Source organism: Pseudomonas sp. Marseille-Q5115 (assembly GCF_916618905.1).
GTDB classification, from domain to species: Bacteria; Pseudomonadota; Gammaproteobacteria; order Pseudomonadales; family Pseudomonadaceae; genus Aquipseudomonas; species Aquipseudomonas japonica_A.
The window spans coordinates 1,381,786-1,397,410 of the sequence record NZ_CAKAKI010000001.1 but is presented as its reverse complement, the minus strand read 5'-3'; the positions used below and the strand labels follow the sequence as shown (position 1 = coordinate 1,397,410).

Sequence of the window (15,625 nt, the reverse complement as noted above, 5' to 3'; positions counted from 1 at the left end):
ACGCCTCACCGCTTCGCCTGAACTTCCGTTGGACGATAAAAACAACTAACTCTTCAAAGGATATGACCATGCGAATGAACACCGCAGCCAAGCCTTTCGCTCGCGCCGCCTTGTGCCTTGCATTGACGGCCGCCTTGGGCACCGCCGCCCACGCCAGCGGCAAAAACAGTGACGATACCTTGAAGTTCGATTCCAGCACGGGCGGCACGGCAGGATCGGTAACGATAGTCGGGCAAACGGTGACGTACACCGCCTACACCGTGACTTACGTCGCCAAGCCCAACGACCCCGCCCAGCAAGTAATGACGATCTACATTCCGTCCAACGCGACCCAGGCATCGCCCATCTTCATGCCGCTCAATACCGGCGGCTATATGCAGCTGGACCTGCTCACCCCCGCTGATGTGACTACCGCCGATGAAACCGGCGCCAACCGCGCGGCGGCCATGGCGCTCGCCAAGGGCATGGTTGTAGCCTCTGCGGCCGGCCGGGGGCGCGACTCCACCCTGGTGATCGACGGCGTGACCACCGAAGTAGGCGATGGGCCGTCGGCGATCGTGGACCTCAAGGCCGCAGTGCGCTACCTCAGGCACAACGACAAGGCGATGCTGGGCAACGCCGAGAAGATCATCATCAGCGGCACCAGCGGCGGCGGCGCGTACAGCTCCCTGGTGGGCACCACGGGCGACAGCCCGTTGTACAAGAGTTACCTGAACGAAATCGGCGCCGCCCAGGAAAGCGATGCGGTGTTTGCCGTGGCTCCCTACTGCCCCATCACCGATCTGGACAACGCCAACGCCGCCTATGAGTACTACTTCAACGGCACCGGCATCACGGTCGCCCACGGGCGCACCGGCGCCATCACTCTCAGCGCTAATGATCAAGCGCTGTCCACGATGATGGCCAATCAGTACGTGCCTTACCTCAACGGCCTGGACCTCAAGCACCCGCGCACTGGCGCGCCGCTCAAACTCAACAGCTACAGCCCGGATGCGGTACGCGGCGGCAGCTATCGCAACTACGTGTACAGCGTGCTGGGCGACTCGGCCACGCGGTTCATTCTGCAGAACGGTTATGTGAACGGCGACGGCAGCCTCAACAGCGCCGGGCAAGCCTACATGAGCACCGCGGCCACCATGAACGGCCTGGCGTCGGGCCTTGCGCCGAAAGATTTCATCAGCTGGAACGCCTCTAGCCGGAGCGCAACGCTCACCAGCTGGAAGAACCTCATGCTGTTCATGAACCGGATGAAGCCGGTGGGCGCCTTCGACAACGGCTTCGCCAGCGTTACCGGCGAGATGGATGCCTTCAATACCGACCCCACGGTGCTCAGCAACGATGTCACGGTGGCCAAGGGCTGGAACCACTTTGACGAGAACCTGGGCGACGCCATCGCCAAGGCCGGGCTCAAGGGCGCGACCGGTTACACCAGCCTGAAAGGCTTTGTGGTGAAAGACGCAGTGGCCAAGTGGGCGGCGATGATGAACCCCATGTACTACATTGTGAAAAGCCCTCGTAATACCGGCCTTGACGTCAACCCCTACGCTGCCCAGGCCTATGGCTCCAGCGAAGTGGCGCGGCACTGGCGGATCCGTGTGGGCTCCTATGACCGTGATTCCTCACCGTTCGTGAGCCTCAACCTTGCCACCGTGTTGCAGAACCGGGGTGCCGGCGTGAATTACCAGATCGCCTGGAACCAGCCTCACGCCGGTAACTACGACAACAGCGAGCTGATCGCATGGATGCTCAAGGTTGCGAAAAACGATTCGCGTGGCGATTCACGGCACGACTGAGACCACGAGCCTGAACAGGACGTAGCGACAGGGGGGCGCTTGCCGCTTCCCTGCGCGCCTTGCGCTACGAGGGGACGCATGATGCAGGCAACCGAAGCCAAGAAGGCAGGCGGTGGGCAAATGGCGCCGGTGTGTGAGCCGATGCCAGAGTTACACGCAGAGGCCGCTGAGCGGGCGCTGTGCGACTATCTGGTGGCAGCGGGCCAACTCAAGGCCGTGGACCATGAGCGCGCGCGCCGCTTGTACATTGGCACCGACACCGCTTCGCCACCCACCGAAGCCTTTACGGCATTTCTGCTGCGCCTGGGGCTGGTAGCCGAACGAGACCTGGCACACGCCTGGGCCACCCTCCTCAATGTGCCCCTGGTTGATGCCGAGCAATCGCCGGCGCCGCCAGAAGCACTGCCATCTCTGCCGTTGCGGTTCCTCGAACAGTTCCAGCTGGTGCCGGTAAGCAAAGACCCGGACGGCACCTTGCACGTCGTGCTGGCCAACCCGGCGGACCCGTACCCGCTCGACGCCGTCGCCTACGCCTGTGACTGCCCGGTACGGGTGTCCATCGGCTTGCGCGGCGACATCCAGGCCATGATCGAACGCTATTACGGCCAGGGCCGCTCGGCCATGGGCGCCATTGCCCAGGACATGGGCAACGACACCCAGTCGCTGGACGATATCGAACACTTGAAGGACCTCGCCTCTGAAGCGCCGGTCATCCGCTTGGTGAACCTGATCATCGAACGCGCGGTAGAGCTGCGCGCGTCGGACATCCACATCGAACCCTTCGAAAACCACCTCAAGGTGCGTTACCGCGTTGACGGCCTGCTGCAGGAATCCGAAGCACCGCCGCCCCGCTCCACCGCCGCGGTGATTTCGCGGGTGAAGATCATGGCGCGGTTGGACATTGCCGAGCGCCGGCTGCCCCAGGACGGGCGGATCATGCTGCGCATACAGGGCAAGGAACTGGACCTGCGAGTGTCGACGGTGCCCACCAGCTTCGGCGAGTCGGTAGTGATGCGCCTGCTGGATCGCGCCTCGGTGCGCTTCGACTTCGCGAGCCTGGGGTTCGCCGGCCAGGCACTTGAGAATTTCCTGCCGGTACTCGAACGGCCCCACGGCATCGTGCTGGTGACCGGGCCCACCGGCTCGGGCAAAACCACCACGTTGTACACCGCCCTGGCCAGGCTGAACACCGCCGAGCGCAAGATCATCACCGTGGAAGACCCGGTGGAGTACCAGCTCGAGGGCATCAACCAGATTCAGGTCAAGCCCAGCATTGGCCTGGGCTTCGCCGGTGCGCTTCGGGCGATCGTGCGGCAGGACCCGGACGTGATCATGATCGGTGAAATGCGCGACCTGGAAACCTGTGCCATCGCCATCCAGTCTGCCCTTACCGGGCACCTCGTGCTGTCCACACTGCACACCAACAGCGCGGCGGGCAGCATCACCCGGCTGCTGGACATGGGCGTGGAGGATTACCTGCTCGCCTCCACCCTCAACGGCATCCTGGCGCAACGGCTGGTACGCCGGCTGGACCCCGACCTGCGCGAAGCCTATGAGCCTCTGCCGGAGGTGATCGCCGACTACCAGTTGGAGCGCTACACCGACGCGCGGCCCATACGCCTGTATCGCCCACGGGCCGGGCTCAATGGAACCGATGGCTACCGAGGGCGCAGTGCGATCAGCGAGCTGCTGGTGCTCGACGACACCCTGCGCAGCCTGTTGATGCGCCGCGCCGATGCCGCCACGCTGGAGCAGGCCGCCCGCGAACGAGGGATGGTCACGCTTTACGAGGACGGGCTGCGCCAGGCGCTGGCCGGAGTGACCACCCTCGAAGAAGTATTACGTGTGACGCGGGGAGACTGACATGACCCGCTACCGCTACAAGGCGCTGGACGTCGATGGCATTGCCTCTCAAGGCCTGCTCGAAGCCACCGACGAGCACGCAGCGGCGAGCCAGCTGCATGGCCGCAACCTGCTGGTGCTGCAACTGGTGCCTACTGCCGAGGGATCACTGGCCGGCCAAGGCTGGCGCGCCTGGTTCACCCGCCCGCCGCTTTCCGCGGCCGCGCTGGCGCAGTTCACCCAGCAACTGGCCACCTTGCTGGACGCCGGCCAGCCCCTGGACCGTGCACTCAACATCCTCCTCAGCAACCCAGCGGACGCTCGGGTGGGGACGCTGCTGGAGCGGGTGCGCGAACACGTGAAGGCCGGCAAACCGTTGTCGTCCGCACTGGCGGAACATCCCGAGCAGTTTTCGGTGCTGTACGTGAGCATGGTCCGCGCGGGCGAAGCGGGCGGTTCGCTGGCGGCCACGCTCGCCCAGCTGGCGGCGTACCTGGAGCGTGCGCAGGCGCTGCGGGGCGAGGTGATCAATGCGTTGATCTACCCGGCGTTCCTCGTGGTGGGCGTACTGGGGTCGCTGGCCTTGTTGATGGCATACGTAGTGCCGCAATTCGTACCCATTTTCGCGGACCTAGGCGTTCCGGTGCCAATGCTTACCCAGAGCGTGCTATGGCTGGGCCAAGGGTTTTCCGATTACGGCCTGGCGGCGCTGGTAACCGGTGTGGCCGCGCTGTGGTGGCTGCGCGCGCGCCTGGTCGAGCCGGCGCGGCGGCTGCGCTGGGACAGGAACCTGTTGCGGCTGAAGTTGGCCGGCCCGCTGCTGCAGCGGCTGGAGACCGCGCGGCTGGCGCGCACCCTGGGGACGTTGCTGCACAACGGCGTGCCGTTGCTGGCTGCCTTGGCCATTGGCCGCGACGTGTGCACCAACCAGGCCTTGCGCGGGGCCGTAGCCGCAGCGGCCGACCGGGTGAAGGATGGCGCGCCGCTGGCCGCCTCGCTTGAACACAGCCGGCTGTTACCGCCCCTCGCCCTGCAAATGGTGCAGGTGGGGGAGGAATCCGGGCAACTGGACACCCTCCTGCTCAAGGTCGCCGATGTCTTCGACCGCGAAGCCAAACGCAGCATCGACCGCCTGCTCGCTGCCCTGGTGCCCAGCCTGACCATCGTCATGGCCGTGCTGGTCGCCTTCATCATGCTGGCCATCATGCTTCCGCTGATGAGCCTCACCAGTAATATCTAAAAGGCTGCTACCGGTATGAGAACACTGCCCCCTAACCCCATCTCCCGCCACCAGCGCGGCTTCACCCTGCTGGAAATGCTCGCGGTGATCGTGCTGCTCGGCATCGTGGCCACGATCGTGGTGCGCCAGGTGGGCGGCAACGTGGACAAAGGCAAATACGGTGCTGGCAAGGCGCAGCTCGCCAGCCTGGGCATGAAGATCGAAACCTACGCACTGGACGCCGGAGCGCCGCCCAAAGCCTTGCAACAGCTGACCACGCGGCCCGCCGATGCCCGCAACTGGAACGGCCCCTATGCCAAGCCTTCAGACCTGCAAGACCCCTTCGGCCATGCCTTTGGCTACCGCGCGCCGGGGCAGCATGGGCCCTTTGACCTGATTTTCTACGGCCAGGACGGCCAACCCGGCGGCGATGGCTATAACGCCGACCTGGGCAACTGGGAGTAACGGTGTATGGGCCGCCAGGGGGGCTTCACGCTACTGGAAATGATCGTGGTGATCGTGCTGGTAGCGGTGGCCTTGAGCGTGGTGTCGTTTTCCCTGAGCAAGGGGCTGGACAGCCTGCGCGCCCGGGAAGCGGGCCGCGACCTCAGCCTGGCCCTGCGCGCGGCGAGGGCCCAGGCGATTACCGATGGCCAACCCACCCGGGTGGCATTCGACGTGCCGGGGCGGCGGTATCAGGCACCCGGCCAACCGGTGCACGCCCTGCCCCCGCGCATGGCCCTGCGCCTGACCACCGCCGCTGCGCTGCGCCTGGGCCAGCAGGGTTCGATCCAGTTCTACCCCGACGGCAGCAGCACCGGCGGCAACGTACGGCTCGAGCGGGACGGCCGGGCATGGCGAGTGGACGTGGCCTGGCTTACCGGCGATGTGCGCTGGCAGGAGGTTCAGCCATGAACGGCGTGCGCCAACGGGGCTTCACCCTGCTGGAAGTGCTGGCGGCACTGGCCCTGCTCGCGGTGACCTTTTTTGTGGTGATGGGCGGCATCGGCCAGGCCACCCACGCCTTGTTCAAGGACCAGCGCGCCACCCGCCTGGCACTGGCTGCTCACACGGTGCTGGATGCGTCCCTGGACCGCCCGTTGCAACCGGGCCAGCAGCAGGGTCGGCTTGAGGACGGAGTGGCCTGGCAGCTGAACATTGCACCAGTGGGTGGCCATGCGAGGGTGCGGCTGTTCCGGCTCAACCTCACGCTGGAACTGGGGGGGCATGTGGAGCGCTTCAGCACCCTGCGGGTGCAGGGCATGGCGGGACGCGGCGCATGAGCCGCCTGGCCCGGGGGTTTACCTTGATCGAGGTGCTGCTGGCGATCAGCCTGATGGCGATCCTGTTGATATTAATCGGTACGGCACTCACCGCTACACGCAAGACCGTTGCTGGCACCGAACGCTTTACCCAAAGGCTGGATGAAGTGCGTGCCGCCCAGCAATTCCTGCGGCGCGAACTCCAGCAAATCGTGGCTTTGCCGATCGACATGCAGGCCTCGGGCGCCGCTGCGGTGTTCCACGGTGAAGCCAGCGAGATGCGCTACGTGTCGAGCCTGCCGGCGCATCTGGGCGGTGGGCTTTACCTGCAAACGCTGGGCTTGGGCAACCGGGAGGCGGAGCCGTGGCTTGAAGTGCAGCTTACTCAGCTCACCGGGCCCGCGAGCCGTCGGCCCTGGGGCGAGCCACAGCGGTTGCTGAGCCAGGTGCAAGGGCTGCGTTTCAGCTACCGCGGGCTTGATGCCCACGGCCGGCTCACCGATTGGTTGCCTCGCTGGCCTTGGCCGGAGCGCCTGCCCCTGGCGATCAGCATAACCCTCAAAAGCCCGGAGCCGATCGCCTGGCCACCGCTGCAGGTCGCGCTGCGCCTGCAGCAGCAAACCCCGCTGGTGGCCACCCCATGACCGCGCCGGGACGTGACCTTCGCCAGCGTGGCGTCGCCTTGCTGCTTACCCTCTGGGCCCTCGCGCTGCTAAGCCTGTTGATGCTGCAGATCATCACCACGGTGCGCCTGGAAAACCGGCAAAGCCTGTACCAGCTGCAGCAAACCCGCGCCGACCTGGTGGCCGAGGCGGGGCTGGCCCTGGCGGTGATGCACCTGAGCGATCCGCAACGGGAACAGCGCTGGCATGCCGACGGCCAGCCTTATGCCCAGTTGCTGGGGGACAGCCGGCTCACGGTTCGGGTACACAGCGACATGGGCAAGGTGGACCTCAACAGTTCGTCGCCCGAGCTGTGCGCGCGATTGGCTCGCATCCTCGGCGCCAGTGGCCCCGAAGCCGGCCAACTGGCAACGGCCCTTCGGGCGCGCCAGGCCGATGCCGAGGTCACGCCGCTGCGGGTACTCGAGGAAGCGATGCAGCTGCCCGGCATGAACAGCGAGCTGTTCGAGCGTTTGCTGCCCTACATCACCGTGTGGAGCGGCTATGACGAACCGGTTGCCGCGCTGGCCTCGGCGCCGGTGCGCCAGGCGCTGGGGCAGAGCCTGGTGGCGATGGCCGACGAGGTGGACCCTGGCCCGGTGCTGAGCGTGACCAGCGACGCCCAGCTGAGCAGCGGGGGGCGGGCCACGCTCAGCGCTACCTTTCTATTGACCCTGGACGGCGGCACGCACGCGTATCGCCTGTTGCGTTGGCAGCCATGATTTCCTTTCAAACTCACTTGACCAAAGCCCTGCGCCCGGCGCGTCTGGCGCTGCATCAGCAGTGGCAAGCGTCGGTCTTCCCGCGATTTTTCGCGTGGTGGGGCGAACAGCTTGCAGGTTGCCTGCCCCCTGGCCTGCGTGGCTGGCTTGGGCGCAAGGATGAAGCACCGCTGGTGAGCTGGCGGCAGGATTGCCTGTGGCGCCACGGCGAAGCGGGCTGGGCGCCCTATGGCTCGGGAATGCCCGCTGACAATACCTGTGTATTGCTGCTCGAGCCGCGTCAGGCACTGGTGAGAACACTCACCTTCCCGCCCGCTGCCGCGCCAAACCTGGCCGACGCCATCGGCTACGAAATGGACCGCCACACACCCTTCCGTGCCGATCAGGTGTATTACGGCTTCAAGCGCCTGCCGGGCAAGCCGCGGGAGCCTGCCACCGTGGTACTGGGCGTGGCCCAGCGCGAGCGCCTCGACGCCTTGCTCGACACATTGGCCGGGCAAGGCGTGCGGCCCCAGGCCGTCGATGTGGCCGCGCCTTCGGGGAACGCCGGGATGGGGCTGAACCTGTTGCCACTCGAACGCCGGCCCCCCGGCCAGCACCGCACACGGCAGCTCAATGCTGTGCTGGGCCTGCTGATACTGTGCCTGAGCGTGGTTGCCTTGCAGCTGTGGCTGTACAACCGCGGTGCCGCGCTTACCGCCATGCAGAACGAAGTGGCGCGCCTGCGCAACGAAGCCAGCACCGTACAACAGCTGCGCCAGCAACTGCAGAACGGCCAGGGCGCCACCCGTTACCTGGCCGAACGCCGCCAGGGCACTCCGCTCATCAGCCAGGTATTGAGCGAACTCACCCACTGCCTGCCCGCCGACACCTGGCTCAGCCAGTTCAGCCTGGAACCCGACGGCCAGCTCACACTGGGTGGGCAAAGCCCGCACGCCGGCAACCTCATCGCCCAGCTCAAAGGGTGCCCCAGCGTGACCGGGGCGCAGTTCCAGGGGGTGATCCAGCCCGATGAAACCACGGGCGGGGAGCGTTTCTATCTGCTCGCTCGTTTGCGCAAGGAGGAGCACCCCGATGCGCCGACCTCTGACACCCCGTGAACAACGCGTCAGCGCCGTGCTGCTGCTGGGCGTGACCTTGGCGCTCATCTATTGGGGCGTGTTAGAGCCTTGGCTGGTGGCGCCCTGTCGAGCCATCAGCGAGCAAATGGCCGACGTGCGCCAGGCTCAACGCCGTTATGTGGCCTTGCTTGGCGAGCGTGAAGCGCTGCAAGCCCAGGTAGCCGCGATGCAGCCGGGGGACGTGAGTGAAAACGGCCTGTTGCCTGGCGACGATGCCAGCGGCGCCTCGGCGGCATTGTTGCAACGAGGGGCGGAGGTGATAGCACAACATCAAGGGGACGGCGCTGGCTGCGAGTTGCTCAACCGTACGCCGCTCACGGACACGCCTGGCGCCGGGCCTTACCCGCAGGTACAAGCCAGCTTCAATCTCACGTGCGCCATCGAACCGATCGAGGCCATTGTGTACGACCTGGAAACCGGCACGCCGGCGTTGTTCGTGAGCCAATTGCGGATCGAACGCCCCGCGCAAGCTGCGGACGGACCCGGAGCGCGGCTGGAGGTGCAGCTGACGGTCAGTGGCTTTGCACACACGCAGGCCAGCCCGAATCCTGGCCGTGAGGAGGCGCTATGACCCGCGTCGATCATCTGCGCTTCAGGCCCTGGCTACTCGCGTTGATTGGCGTGCTCATGGCTACGATCGTCGCGCAGGTGCTCGGCCTGGGCCGGGACGTGACTTGGCTGCCACCCCTGGCCAATGACCTGCCTGGGCCGCTCGTCAGCGATGCGGCGCCAGCAGCACCGCCGTTACAGGCGCTCGCCAACACCTGGGAGCACCCATTGTTCAGCCCCGGGCGGCAGCCGGACGTGAGGCCGATTGGCGACACAACACCGGCATCGCTGCAAGGCATGGTCCTTACCGGCAGCCTGGTGACCGACACCCTGCGCATCGCGCTGCTTCGCGACGCCAGCGGCAAGGGGGTATCGGTGGCACAAGGCGAGGCCCTGGCCAATGGCTGGACGCTTGAACGGCTCGACCCCACCGAAGCGTTGTTCGTGCTCGACGGCCAGCAGCAGCGGCTGCGCCTGCGCCCGGCACCGGGGCGCCCTTGAGTGCGGCACCTACCCAATGGATTCGATCTAGAAGGCGGCGCGATTGCCGCCTCTGCCAGGAGCAACCCTATCGTGACACCGCGTTACCCTCTTGCCTGCGTTGCCGCCGTGCTGCTCGCCGGCTGTGTTTCACCGGCCTCCCAGCTACCTTCGGACAACAGCATGATGCGCGAAGGCCTGGAAGGCACCGGAAGCCAGCGCCCATTGCCTACACCGCCGTCGCCCAATATGCCCGGCACCGTGGAAACGTCGCCGCGCCCAGCCACCGACAGCCAGATGGTGCGGGGCAGCGCCCGTTTCATCGCGCCAACACCCGCGCCAGCCAATGCCCCCCAGGCGGCGGGAGAGCCCAGCGTGGCCTTCAACTTCAACGAGCAGCCGATTCGCGGGGTGATCAACAGTATTCTTGGGGACTTGCTGCAACAGAACTACACCATTGCCGATGGGGTAAAGGGCGATGTGACCTTTTCCACCGCCCGGCCGGTGCCCCGGCGCGAAGCCCTGCCGATTCTCGAAACCCTGCTGTCGTGGACAGGCAACGCGCTGGTACGCGACGGCAACCGCTATAACGTGGTGCCGGCGAGCCAGGCCGTTGCCGGCCGCCTGGTGCCTGCCATGGGCATGCCGGCACCGGGCGCGGGGCTCACCGCGCGGTTGTTCACGCTCGATTACATTTCCGCTTCCGAGATGGAAAAGCTGCTCAAGCCGTTTGCACGGGATGGCGCATTCCTGTTGGTAGACCCTGCCCGTAACGTACTGGCGCTGGCCGGCACCGCTGAAGAGCTGGCCAACTATGAACGCACCATCAACACCTTCGACGTGAACTGGCTCAAGGGTATGTCCATCGCGGTGTTCGGCCTGCAGCGGGCGAACGTGACCGAACTGATGCCCGAATTGCAGCGGCTGTTCGGCCCTGAGAGCGCCACCCCCCTGGCCGGCATGCTGCGGTTTCTGCCGATCGAACGCACCAATGCCATCGTGGCGATTTCGCCCCAGCCCGAGTACCTCAACGAAGTACGCCGCTGGATCGAAACCATCGACCGCGGCGGCGGCAATGAGCCGCGGATGTACGTGTATGACGTGCGCAACATGAAAGCCACCGACCTCTCCCGTTACTTACGCCAGCTGTACGGGAACGAGGCGGTGACCGAAGAGGCTGAAGCCCAGGTGGCGCCGGGGCTGCGCACCACCACCCTTTCCAGCGGCAGCCGCAGTGGCACAAGCAGCACGGTGGGGAACAGCAACCTCACCGGCAGCAGTCAGGGTTTGGGCAACCTGGGCAATACTGGCATGTCTTCAGGCCTTAGCAATGCCGGCACCGACACCACCCGCAAAACCGCAGAGGACAGCAGCGAATCCAGCAGCGGCGTGAATACGGCCAATGATTCCGGCGTGCGCATTACCGCGCAGAAAAGCAGCAACCAGCTGATTATCCGGGCGCGCCCTTCGCAATGGGATGAGATCCAGTCCGCCATCAAGCGCCTGGACAACCCCCCGATGCAGGTGCAGATCGAAACCCGCATTCTGGAGGTCAGCCTCACGGGCGACCTGAGCCTGGGGGTGCAATGGTATCTGGGCAAGCTGGCTGGCAATTCCAGCACCAGCGGGGTGGAAAACACCTCGGGGAGCGGCGGTGGCCTGGGCCAGGGCGGCGCGGCGCTGGGCGCGACCGACGCGCTCTATTACTCCTTTGTGAGCAGCAACTTGCAGATTGCGCTGCATGCCCTGGAGACCAATGGCAACACCCGTGTGCTGTCGGCGCCTTCGTTGGTGGTGCTGAACAACCAGCAGGCGCAGATCCAGGTAGGCGCCAACATTCCCATCACCCAAACCTCCGTGACCACCACCAGCGAATCCACCTACAGCAGCGTGGAGTACGTGCAAACGGGGGTGATCCTCGACGTAGTGCCGCGGATCAACCCGGGTGGGCTGGTGTACATGGACATCCAGCAACAGGTGAGCGACGCCAGCGATACCACGGACGCCAATGGCAACCCGTCGATTTCTACCCGGGCGGTGAGTACGCAGGTGGCGGTGCAAAGCGGGCAGACGGTGCTGCTAGGCGGCTTGATCCAACAAAGCGAGAGCCAGACCGACAGCAGTGTGCCGTACCTGGCCCGCATCCCCGGGTTGAACTGGCTGTTCGGCAACACCAGCCGCAGCCGCGGCCGCTCGGAGTTGCTGGTGCTGATCACCCCAAGGCTGATCGGCAACAGTAGCCAGGCCAGCCAGGTTACCGATCAATACCGCCAGCAGTTCCAGCTGATCCAGCCCATGGCACCGGTGAGCCGGGCGCAGCCGTTGCTGTAGCCGGGTTCAGGCGCTGGCGCGTGTGCCATGGAAGGCCACGATCTGCCAGCCCTCAGGGTTGCGCTGCCACACCTGGGTAACGAAACCTTCTGCCCGGATAGGCTCTGCGCCACTGCGTTTTTGCAGCAGGTTCACTTGCGGGCCGGTCATCAATGCCACGCCCTCTGCCAGCACGCGCACTTGCAAGGCGCCACGTTCAACGGCCAGGTAACGCACGGCCTCGCGAGCGTACGCCTGGTATTGGGCCTTGTTCTGCACCAGCCCGGTGGTGTGCACGTACACCAGTTCATCGCCAAACAGGCGCGCGATGCTCTCGTGGTCTTCTTCCATCAACGCGCGGGCGCGCTCGCTTTCCAGCGCGAGCAGTTCGTCTTGCAAGGTAATCGCTTGGGCAGTCATGACAGGCAGGCCTTGAGTGGCGCCGCGACAGTGCGGCGGAGCACACCCTAGGCGGCAGCCGCGCGGCTGAAAAATCGCGTATTGCCATGGCAGGCATCGGCAATGGCGATGGGTGGGCTCAAGCCGGATGTGCCCGCGGCACGGGCGCTTCGGCCAACCATGCCACCGCGCACAGTGCAAGGCCCCCCAGGTTCAGCGATACCGGATTGAATGCCTCGGCCAGCAGGTGGGGCGTAACCATGGCTACGTCCGCCAGCAGCCCAGCCAGCGCCGTCGCGGCGATGACCAGCGAACAGCGCCTATACCAGGGCGACAACAGCCACACCGCCCCTCGATCCCGAAAAGGAAGGCACCCGCCTCACCGTTACCGAGTTGTTGGAAAATTTTGGGCACCGAGCCAGGTACGAAGGTAGGCTCGACGAAGCGGCTACCATCGTTGACAGAAGCAAGAGGCTGAGGAAGCTGGACCAGATCGAGCTCATTGAAAAGGCCGACCTGCCCAGCGAGGACGCCGACGCGTTGAGCGCTCGGCTGGAAGCTATCAGGGCATGGGGGAGCTGAGCTCAGCATGCGCCACCCTTGGCCGGGCGCCAGCCGGTTTCGGCCAGCGCCGTGGTCAAGAGCGACTCGCTCAGCGGTTCGACCCGCCGGTTGTCATCGGCCACCATGGCCGTACCCGCCAGCAAGGCATTGATGATCGCCTCTTCTACCGCTTCGGCGGCGGCGGCAAACAAGGGCGAGATGTGGTCGTTGTTCACCATGCTCACGCCTAGGCTGAACGCCCCGCCTTTGCGGTCGTAATCGGCGGGCGGAAGGTTCCGATTGCCGGTGGCAAAGGCCAGGAAGATATCGCCACTGGAATCGTCGGTGCCGCCGCCGGTACGGGCGATGCCGATAGACGCACGCTGCGCCAGGCGATGGCATTGATGGGGCAGCAAGGGTGCGTTCGTGGCGAGGATCACCACAATCGAGCCCATACCCGGCGTGCCTTGCTCGGCGAATGGCGAGGGCACGTGCGCAAGGTAGCGGCCCACCGGGTAACCATCTACCCGCAGGTCGCGGCGCTGACCATGATTGGCCTGTACCAGCGCACCCACTGTCCAGCCGCCCTGCTCCGCCCCCAGTACGCGAGAGGCGGTACCGATGCCGCCTTTGAATTCATGGCAGATCATGCCAGTGCCGCCGCCCACCGGGCCTTCCTGCACCGGCCCGGTTTCGGCCGCAGCGAGCGCGGCACTCACTTCCTGTGAGCTGACATGTTGGCCCCAGATGTCGTTGAGCACGCCATCGTAGGTTTCCATCACCACTGGCATACACCAGTAGGTCGCGGTACTCGCCAGAGAGCGACGCTCATGGGCGATCAGCGCGTCGCGCACCACGCCCACGCTGTGAGTGTTGGTAGTGGCGATCGGCGTAGTCAGCAGGCCGGCTTCACGAACCCACTCAAGGCCCGTGGCGTCGCCATTGCCGTTCAGCACATGGCAGCCGGCAAAACAGGGCTGCTCCCGTGCGGTGCCTTCCCGAGGCTCGACCACGGTTACGCCGGTGCGCACCCATTTGCCGCCCCGCTGCTCGTTCAAGGTGGCGTGCCCTACGCGCACACCAGGCACATCGGTAATGGCATTGAACGGGCCGGGAGTGCCCAACCCCAGACTGATACCCAATTGACGTGCGCGCATTGCAGGCCCTCGATCAAAGTTTCTGGAAGCCCGGGCTCAGCTTGCCGTAGGTGCCGTAGAGGATCACCGACACGCTCAGCAGGCCCAGGATAATCATGATGTCGCGGTTGGAGGCCTGCGCCAGCAAGGTCACCAGCAGGTAGCCCGCGCCTACGGTTGCCAGCAACGCGGGTACCGGCCAAAGGGGCATGCGGTAAGGGTGCGCCCGGTCCCGCCGCAGTACCCGGCTGAACAGTGCGCTCAGGGCGACGGTGAGGTACACCAGCAGGATCAACAGCACAGTGAATGACGTTAGCTCGGCCAGGTTGGAGCTGAAGGTCAATACCGCCGAAGGTATCGCCAAGAACAGCGTGGCCAGCCAAGGCGATTGCCACTTGGCGTGAATGCGAGTGAAGGCCCGGTTGAGCCTGGGCATCCATACTTCATCGCGCCCGCTGCTGTAGATCACCCTCCCGCTCTGGATCACGATCGCCACGATGGCGTTGAACACCGACAGGAAGATACCCGCGCTCACCAGGCGTGAGAGCGTCTCGTTGCCATGAGCCGTGAGCAAATAGCCGATGGGGTCGGGGCTGGCAAGCATCTCGGTCAGCGAAGGCGCGCCCAGCAGCAACGCGACGAGCGGGATGATCTCGATGGCTACCACCAGCACCAGGGACCACAACACTGCCTGGGGCACGCCATGGCCGCCGTCGTGCATGTCCTCGGCCAGCAGCACTGCGCCGCCGAAACCGTTATAGGAGAACAGCGCGGTGCCAATGGCGCCAATCACCAACGCAAAGGGCGCGGCACTCAGTACCCCGGCGCTCACCATCTGAGGATGCAGTAGCGCACTGACCGGCTGCTGAGCATGGCCGAACCCCAGCACCACGATCACCATCAGCGCGGCCACCTCGAGGAACAGGCATAACCCGGTCACCCAAGCGTTAAGCTTGATGTTGAGGATGCCAATCGCATAACTGAGCACCACGATTACCAGCGCCACGGCCTGGCTGTCGAAGTGCGTACCCAAGGCGGCGTTAAGGTAGGTAGCCGCGCCGGTAGCCAGCACCGGTGGGATGAACAGCAACATCGCCAGCACTGTGAGGAAGGTGGCATACCCGGCCATGCCGCCGAATACCCGCTTGGCGAACACGTACTCGCCGCCAGCGGTTCTGTGGGCCCGCCCCAGTTCGGCATAGCAAAACGCGAACATCAGCGCCAATACACCGCCCAGCGCAAACGCCCAGATCACGCCGGTACCCGCTTGCTGAATGGCGAACGGAGCGATCACGAATACAGAACTGGCGGGCGTTACAGAAGAAACCGTGATCGCCACCACGTCGGCGACACTCAAGCTGGGCTTGAGCGCGGACGCTTGCGGAACAGGAGCCGTCATATCCTTACCCTCGGGTTGTTGTTCGAAGTTGAGGCAGTAAACGAAGGCTTGAAGAGAGGGCGCTCTCGGCTGGAGCACTAGATGCAACGCACTCTAGGCAGTGAAACTTGAGGACACAATTCCCCTATGGGGGTACCCCCATTGACAACCTTCAAGCGTAAAGGCGGTACTGGGCACCCCAAGCGCTC

Annotated in this window: 16 protein-coding genes; 12 read left to right on the top strand and 4 right to left on the bottom strand. The window is 65.2% G+C overall.

What is annotated here, in order from left to right:
• Positions 1-68: 68 nt before the first annotated feature.
• The 12 genes from LG385_RS06815 to gspD all read left to right on the top strand — a co-directional run bounded on the left by LG385_RS06815 (position 69) and on the right by gspD (position 11,981).
• Complete coding sequence (locus LG385_RS06815) at positions 69-1,793, top strand: subtype B tannase (protein ID WP_225773460.1); 1,725 nt, start codon at positions 69-71, stop codon at positions 1,791-1,793.
• Between the two features lie 120 nt (positions 1,794-1,913).
• On the top strand, positions 1,914-3,656 hold the full coding sequence (gene gspE / locus LG385_RS06810) for a type II secretion system ATPase GspE (protein ID WP_413247360.1): 1,743 nt from the start codon (positions 1,914-1,916) through the stop codon (positions 3,654-3,656).
• Position 3,657: 1 nt separating this feature from the next.
• Positions 3,658-4,875, top strand: coding sequence for a type II secretion system inner membrane protein GspF (gene gspF, locus LG385_RS06805; protein WP_225773458.1), 1,218 nt, complete (start codon positions 3,658-3,660; stop codon positions 4,873-4,875).
• Between the two features lie 15 nt (positions 4,876-4,890).
• Positions 4,891-5,319, top strand: a complete 429-nt coding sequence (gene gspG / locus LG385_RS06800; RefSeq protein WP_225773456.1) for a type II secretion system major pseudopilin GspG — start codon at positions 4,891-4,893, stop codon at positions 5,317-5,319.
• Between the two features lie 6 nt (positions 5,320-5,325).
• On the top strand, positions 5,326-5,769 hold the full coding sequence (locus LG385_RS06795) for a GspH/FimT family pseudopilin (RefSeq protein ID WP_225773454.1): 444 nt from the start codon (positions 5,326-5,328) through the stop codon (positions 5,767-5,769).
• Positions 5,766-6,137: a prepilin-type N-terminal cleavage/methylation domain-containing protein gene (locus LG385_RS06790; protein WP_225773453.1), complete on the top strand. Its 372-nt coding sequence runs from the start codon at positions 5,766-5,768 to the stop codon at positions 6,135-6,137. The genes LG385_RS06795 and LG385_RS06790 overlap by 4 nt, the downstream gene beginning before the upstream one ends.
• Entirely contained in the window at positions 6,134-6,760 is a 627-nt protein-coding gene (locus tag LG385_RS06785) for a prepilin-type N-terminal cleavage/methylation domain-containing protein (RefSeq protein ID WP_225773451.1), read from the top strand. The genes LG385_RS06790 and LG385_RS06785 overlap by 4 nt, the downstream gene beginning before the upstream one ends.
• Positions 6,757-7,500, top strand: coding sequence for a general secretion pathway protein GspK (locus LG385_RS06780; RefSeq protein ID WP_225773449.1), 744 nt, complete (start codon positions 6,757-6,759; stop codon positions 7,498-7,500). The genes LG385_RS06785 and LG385_RS06780 overlap by 4 nt, the downstream gene beginning before the upstream one ends.
• Positions 7,497-8,600 carry a PilN domain-containing protein gene (locus tag LG385_RS06775; protein ID WP_225773447.1) on the top strand — a complete coding sequence of 368 codons (1,104 nt, stop codon included), beginning with the start codon at positions 7,497-7,499 and terminating at the stop codon, positions 8,598-8,600. The genes LG385_RS06780 and LG385_RS06775 overlap by 4 nt, the downstream gene beginning before the upstream one ends.
• Entirely contained in the window at positions 8,575-9,192 is a 618-nt protein-coding gene (gspM, locus tag LG385_RS06770) for a type II secretion system protein GspM (protein ID WP_225773446.1), read from the top strand. Before LG385_RS06775 ends, gspM begins: the two co-directional genes overlap by 26 nt.
• Positions 9,189-9,671: a general secretion pathway protein GspN gene (locus LG385_RS06765; protein WP_225773444.1), complete on the top strand. Its 483-nt coding sequence runs from the start codon at positions 9,189-9,191 to the stop codon at positions 9,669-9,671. The genes gspM and LG385_RS06765 overlap by 4 nt, the downstream gene beginning before the upstream one ends.
• Positions 9,672-9,740: 69 nt before the next feature.
• Entirely contained in the window at positions 9,741-11,981 is a 2,241-nt protein-coding gene (gene gspD, locus LG385_RS06760) for a type II secretion system secretin GspD (RefSeq protein ID WP_225776186.1), read from the top strand.
• 6 nt (positions 11,982-11,987) lie between these two features.
• Here the strand turns inward: gspD and LG385_RS06755 are convergent, their stop codons facing one another.
• From LG385_RS06755 to LG385_RS06740, 4 genes are all read right to left on the bottom strand, one after another.
• Positions 11,988-12,380, bottom strand: coding sequence for a nuclear transport factor 2 family protein (locus tag LG385_RS06755; RefSeq protein ID WP_225773442.1), 393 nt, complete (start codon positions 12,378-12,380; stop codon positions 11,988-11,990).
• A gap of 118 nt (positions 12,381-12,498) precedes the next feature.
• On the bottom strand, positions 12,499-12,696 hold the full coding sequence (locus LG385_RS06750) for a DoxX-like family protein (RefSeq protein ID WP_318781384.1): 198 nt from the start codon (positions 12,694-12,696) through the stop codon (positions 12,499-12,501).
• A gap of 247 nt (positions 12,697-12,943) precedes the next feature.
• Complete coding sequence (locus tag LG385_RS06745) at positions 12,944-14,059, bottom strand: P1 family peptidase (protein WP_225773440.1); 1,116 nt, start codon at positions 14,057-14,059, stop codon at positions 12,944-12,946.
• Positions 14,060-14,072: 13 nt separating this feature from the next.
• Positions 14,073-15,437 carry an APC family permease gene (locus LG385_RS06740; protein WP_225773438.1) on the bottom strand — a complete coding sequence of 455 codons (1,365 nt, stop codon included), beginning with the start codon at positions 15,435-15,437 and terminating at the stop codon, positions 14,073-14,075.
• Positions 15,438-15,625: the final 188 nt, after the last annotated feature.

What these genes read in the sequence shown, in the direction of transcription:
- LG385_RS06815 (WP_225773460.1), top strand. Translation starts at nt 69, where the DNA reads ATGCGAATGAACACCGCAGCCAAGCCTTTCGCTCGCGCCGCCTTGTGC.
- gspE (WP_413247360.1), top strand. Translation starts at nt 1,914, where the DNA reads ATGGCGCCGGTGTGTGAGCCGATGCCAGAGTTACACGCAGAGGCCGCT.
- gspF (WP_225773458.1), top strand. Translation starts at nt 3,658, where the DNA reads ATGACCCGCTACCGCTACAAGGCGCTGGACGTCGATGGCATTGCCTCT.
- gspG (WP_225773456.1), top strand. Translation starts at nt 4,891, where the DNA reads ATGAGAACACTGCCCCCTAACCCCATCTCCCGCCACCAGCGCGGCTTC.
- LG385_RS06795 (WP_225773454.1), top strand. Translation starts at nt 5,326, where the DNA reads ATGGGCCGCCAGGGGGGCTTCACGCTACTGGAAATGATCGTGGTGATC.
- LG385_RS06790 (WP_225773453.1), top strand. Translation starts at nt 5,766, where the DNA reads ATGAACGGCGTGCGCCAACGGGGCTTCACCCTGCTGGAAGTGCTGGCG.
- LG385_RS06785 (WP_225773451.1), top strand. Translation starts at nt 6,134, where the DNA reads ATGAGCCGCCTGGCCCGGGGGTTTACCTTGATCGAGGTGCTGCTGGCG.
- LG385_RS06780 (WP_225773449.1), top strand. Translation starts at nt 6,757, where the DNA reads ATGACCGCGCCGGGACGTGACCTTCGCCAGCGTGGCGTCGCCTTGCTG.
- LG385_RS06775 (WP_225773447.1), top strand. Translation starts at nt 7,497, where the DNA reads ATGATTTCCTTTCAAACTCACTTGACCAAAGCCCTGCGCCCGGCGCGT.
- gspM (WP_225773446.1), top strand. Translation starts at nt 8,575, where the DNA reads ATGCGCCGACCTCTGACACCCCGTGAACAACGCGTCAGCGCCGTGCTG.
- LG385_RS06765 (WP_225773444.1), top strand. Translation starts at nt 9,189, where the DNA reads ATGACCCGCGTCGATCATCTGCGCTTCAGGCCCTGGCTACTCGCGTTG.
- LG385_RS06755 (WP_225773442.1), bottom strand. Translation starts at nt 12,380, where the DNA reads ATGACTGCCCAAGCGATTACCTTGCAAGACGAACTGCTCGCGCTGGAA.
- LG385_RS06745 (WP_225773440.1), bottom strand. Translation starts at nt 14,059, where the DNA reads ATGCGCGCACGTCAATTGGGTATCAGTCTGGGGTTGGGCACTCCCGGC.
- LG385_RS06740 (WP_225773438.1), bottom strand. Translation starts at nt 15,437, where the DNA reads ATGACGGCTCCTGTTCCGCAAGCGTCCGCGCTCAAGCCCAGCTTGAGT.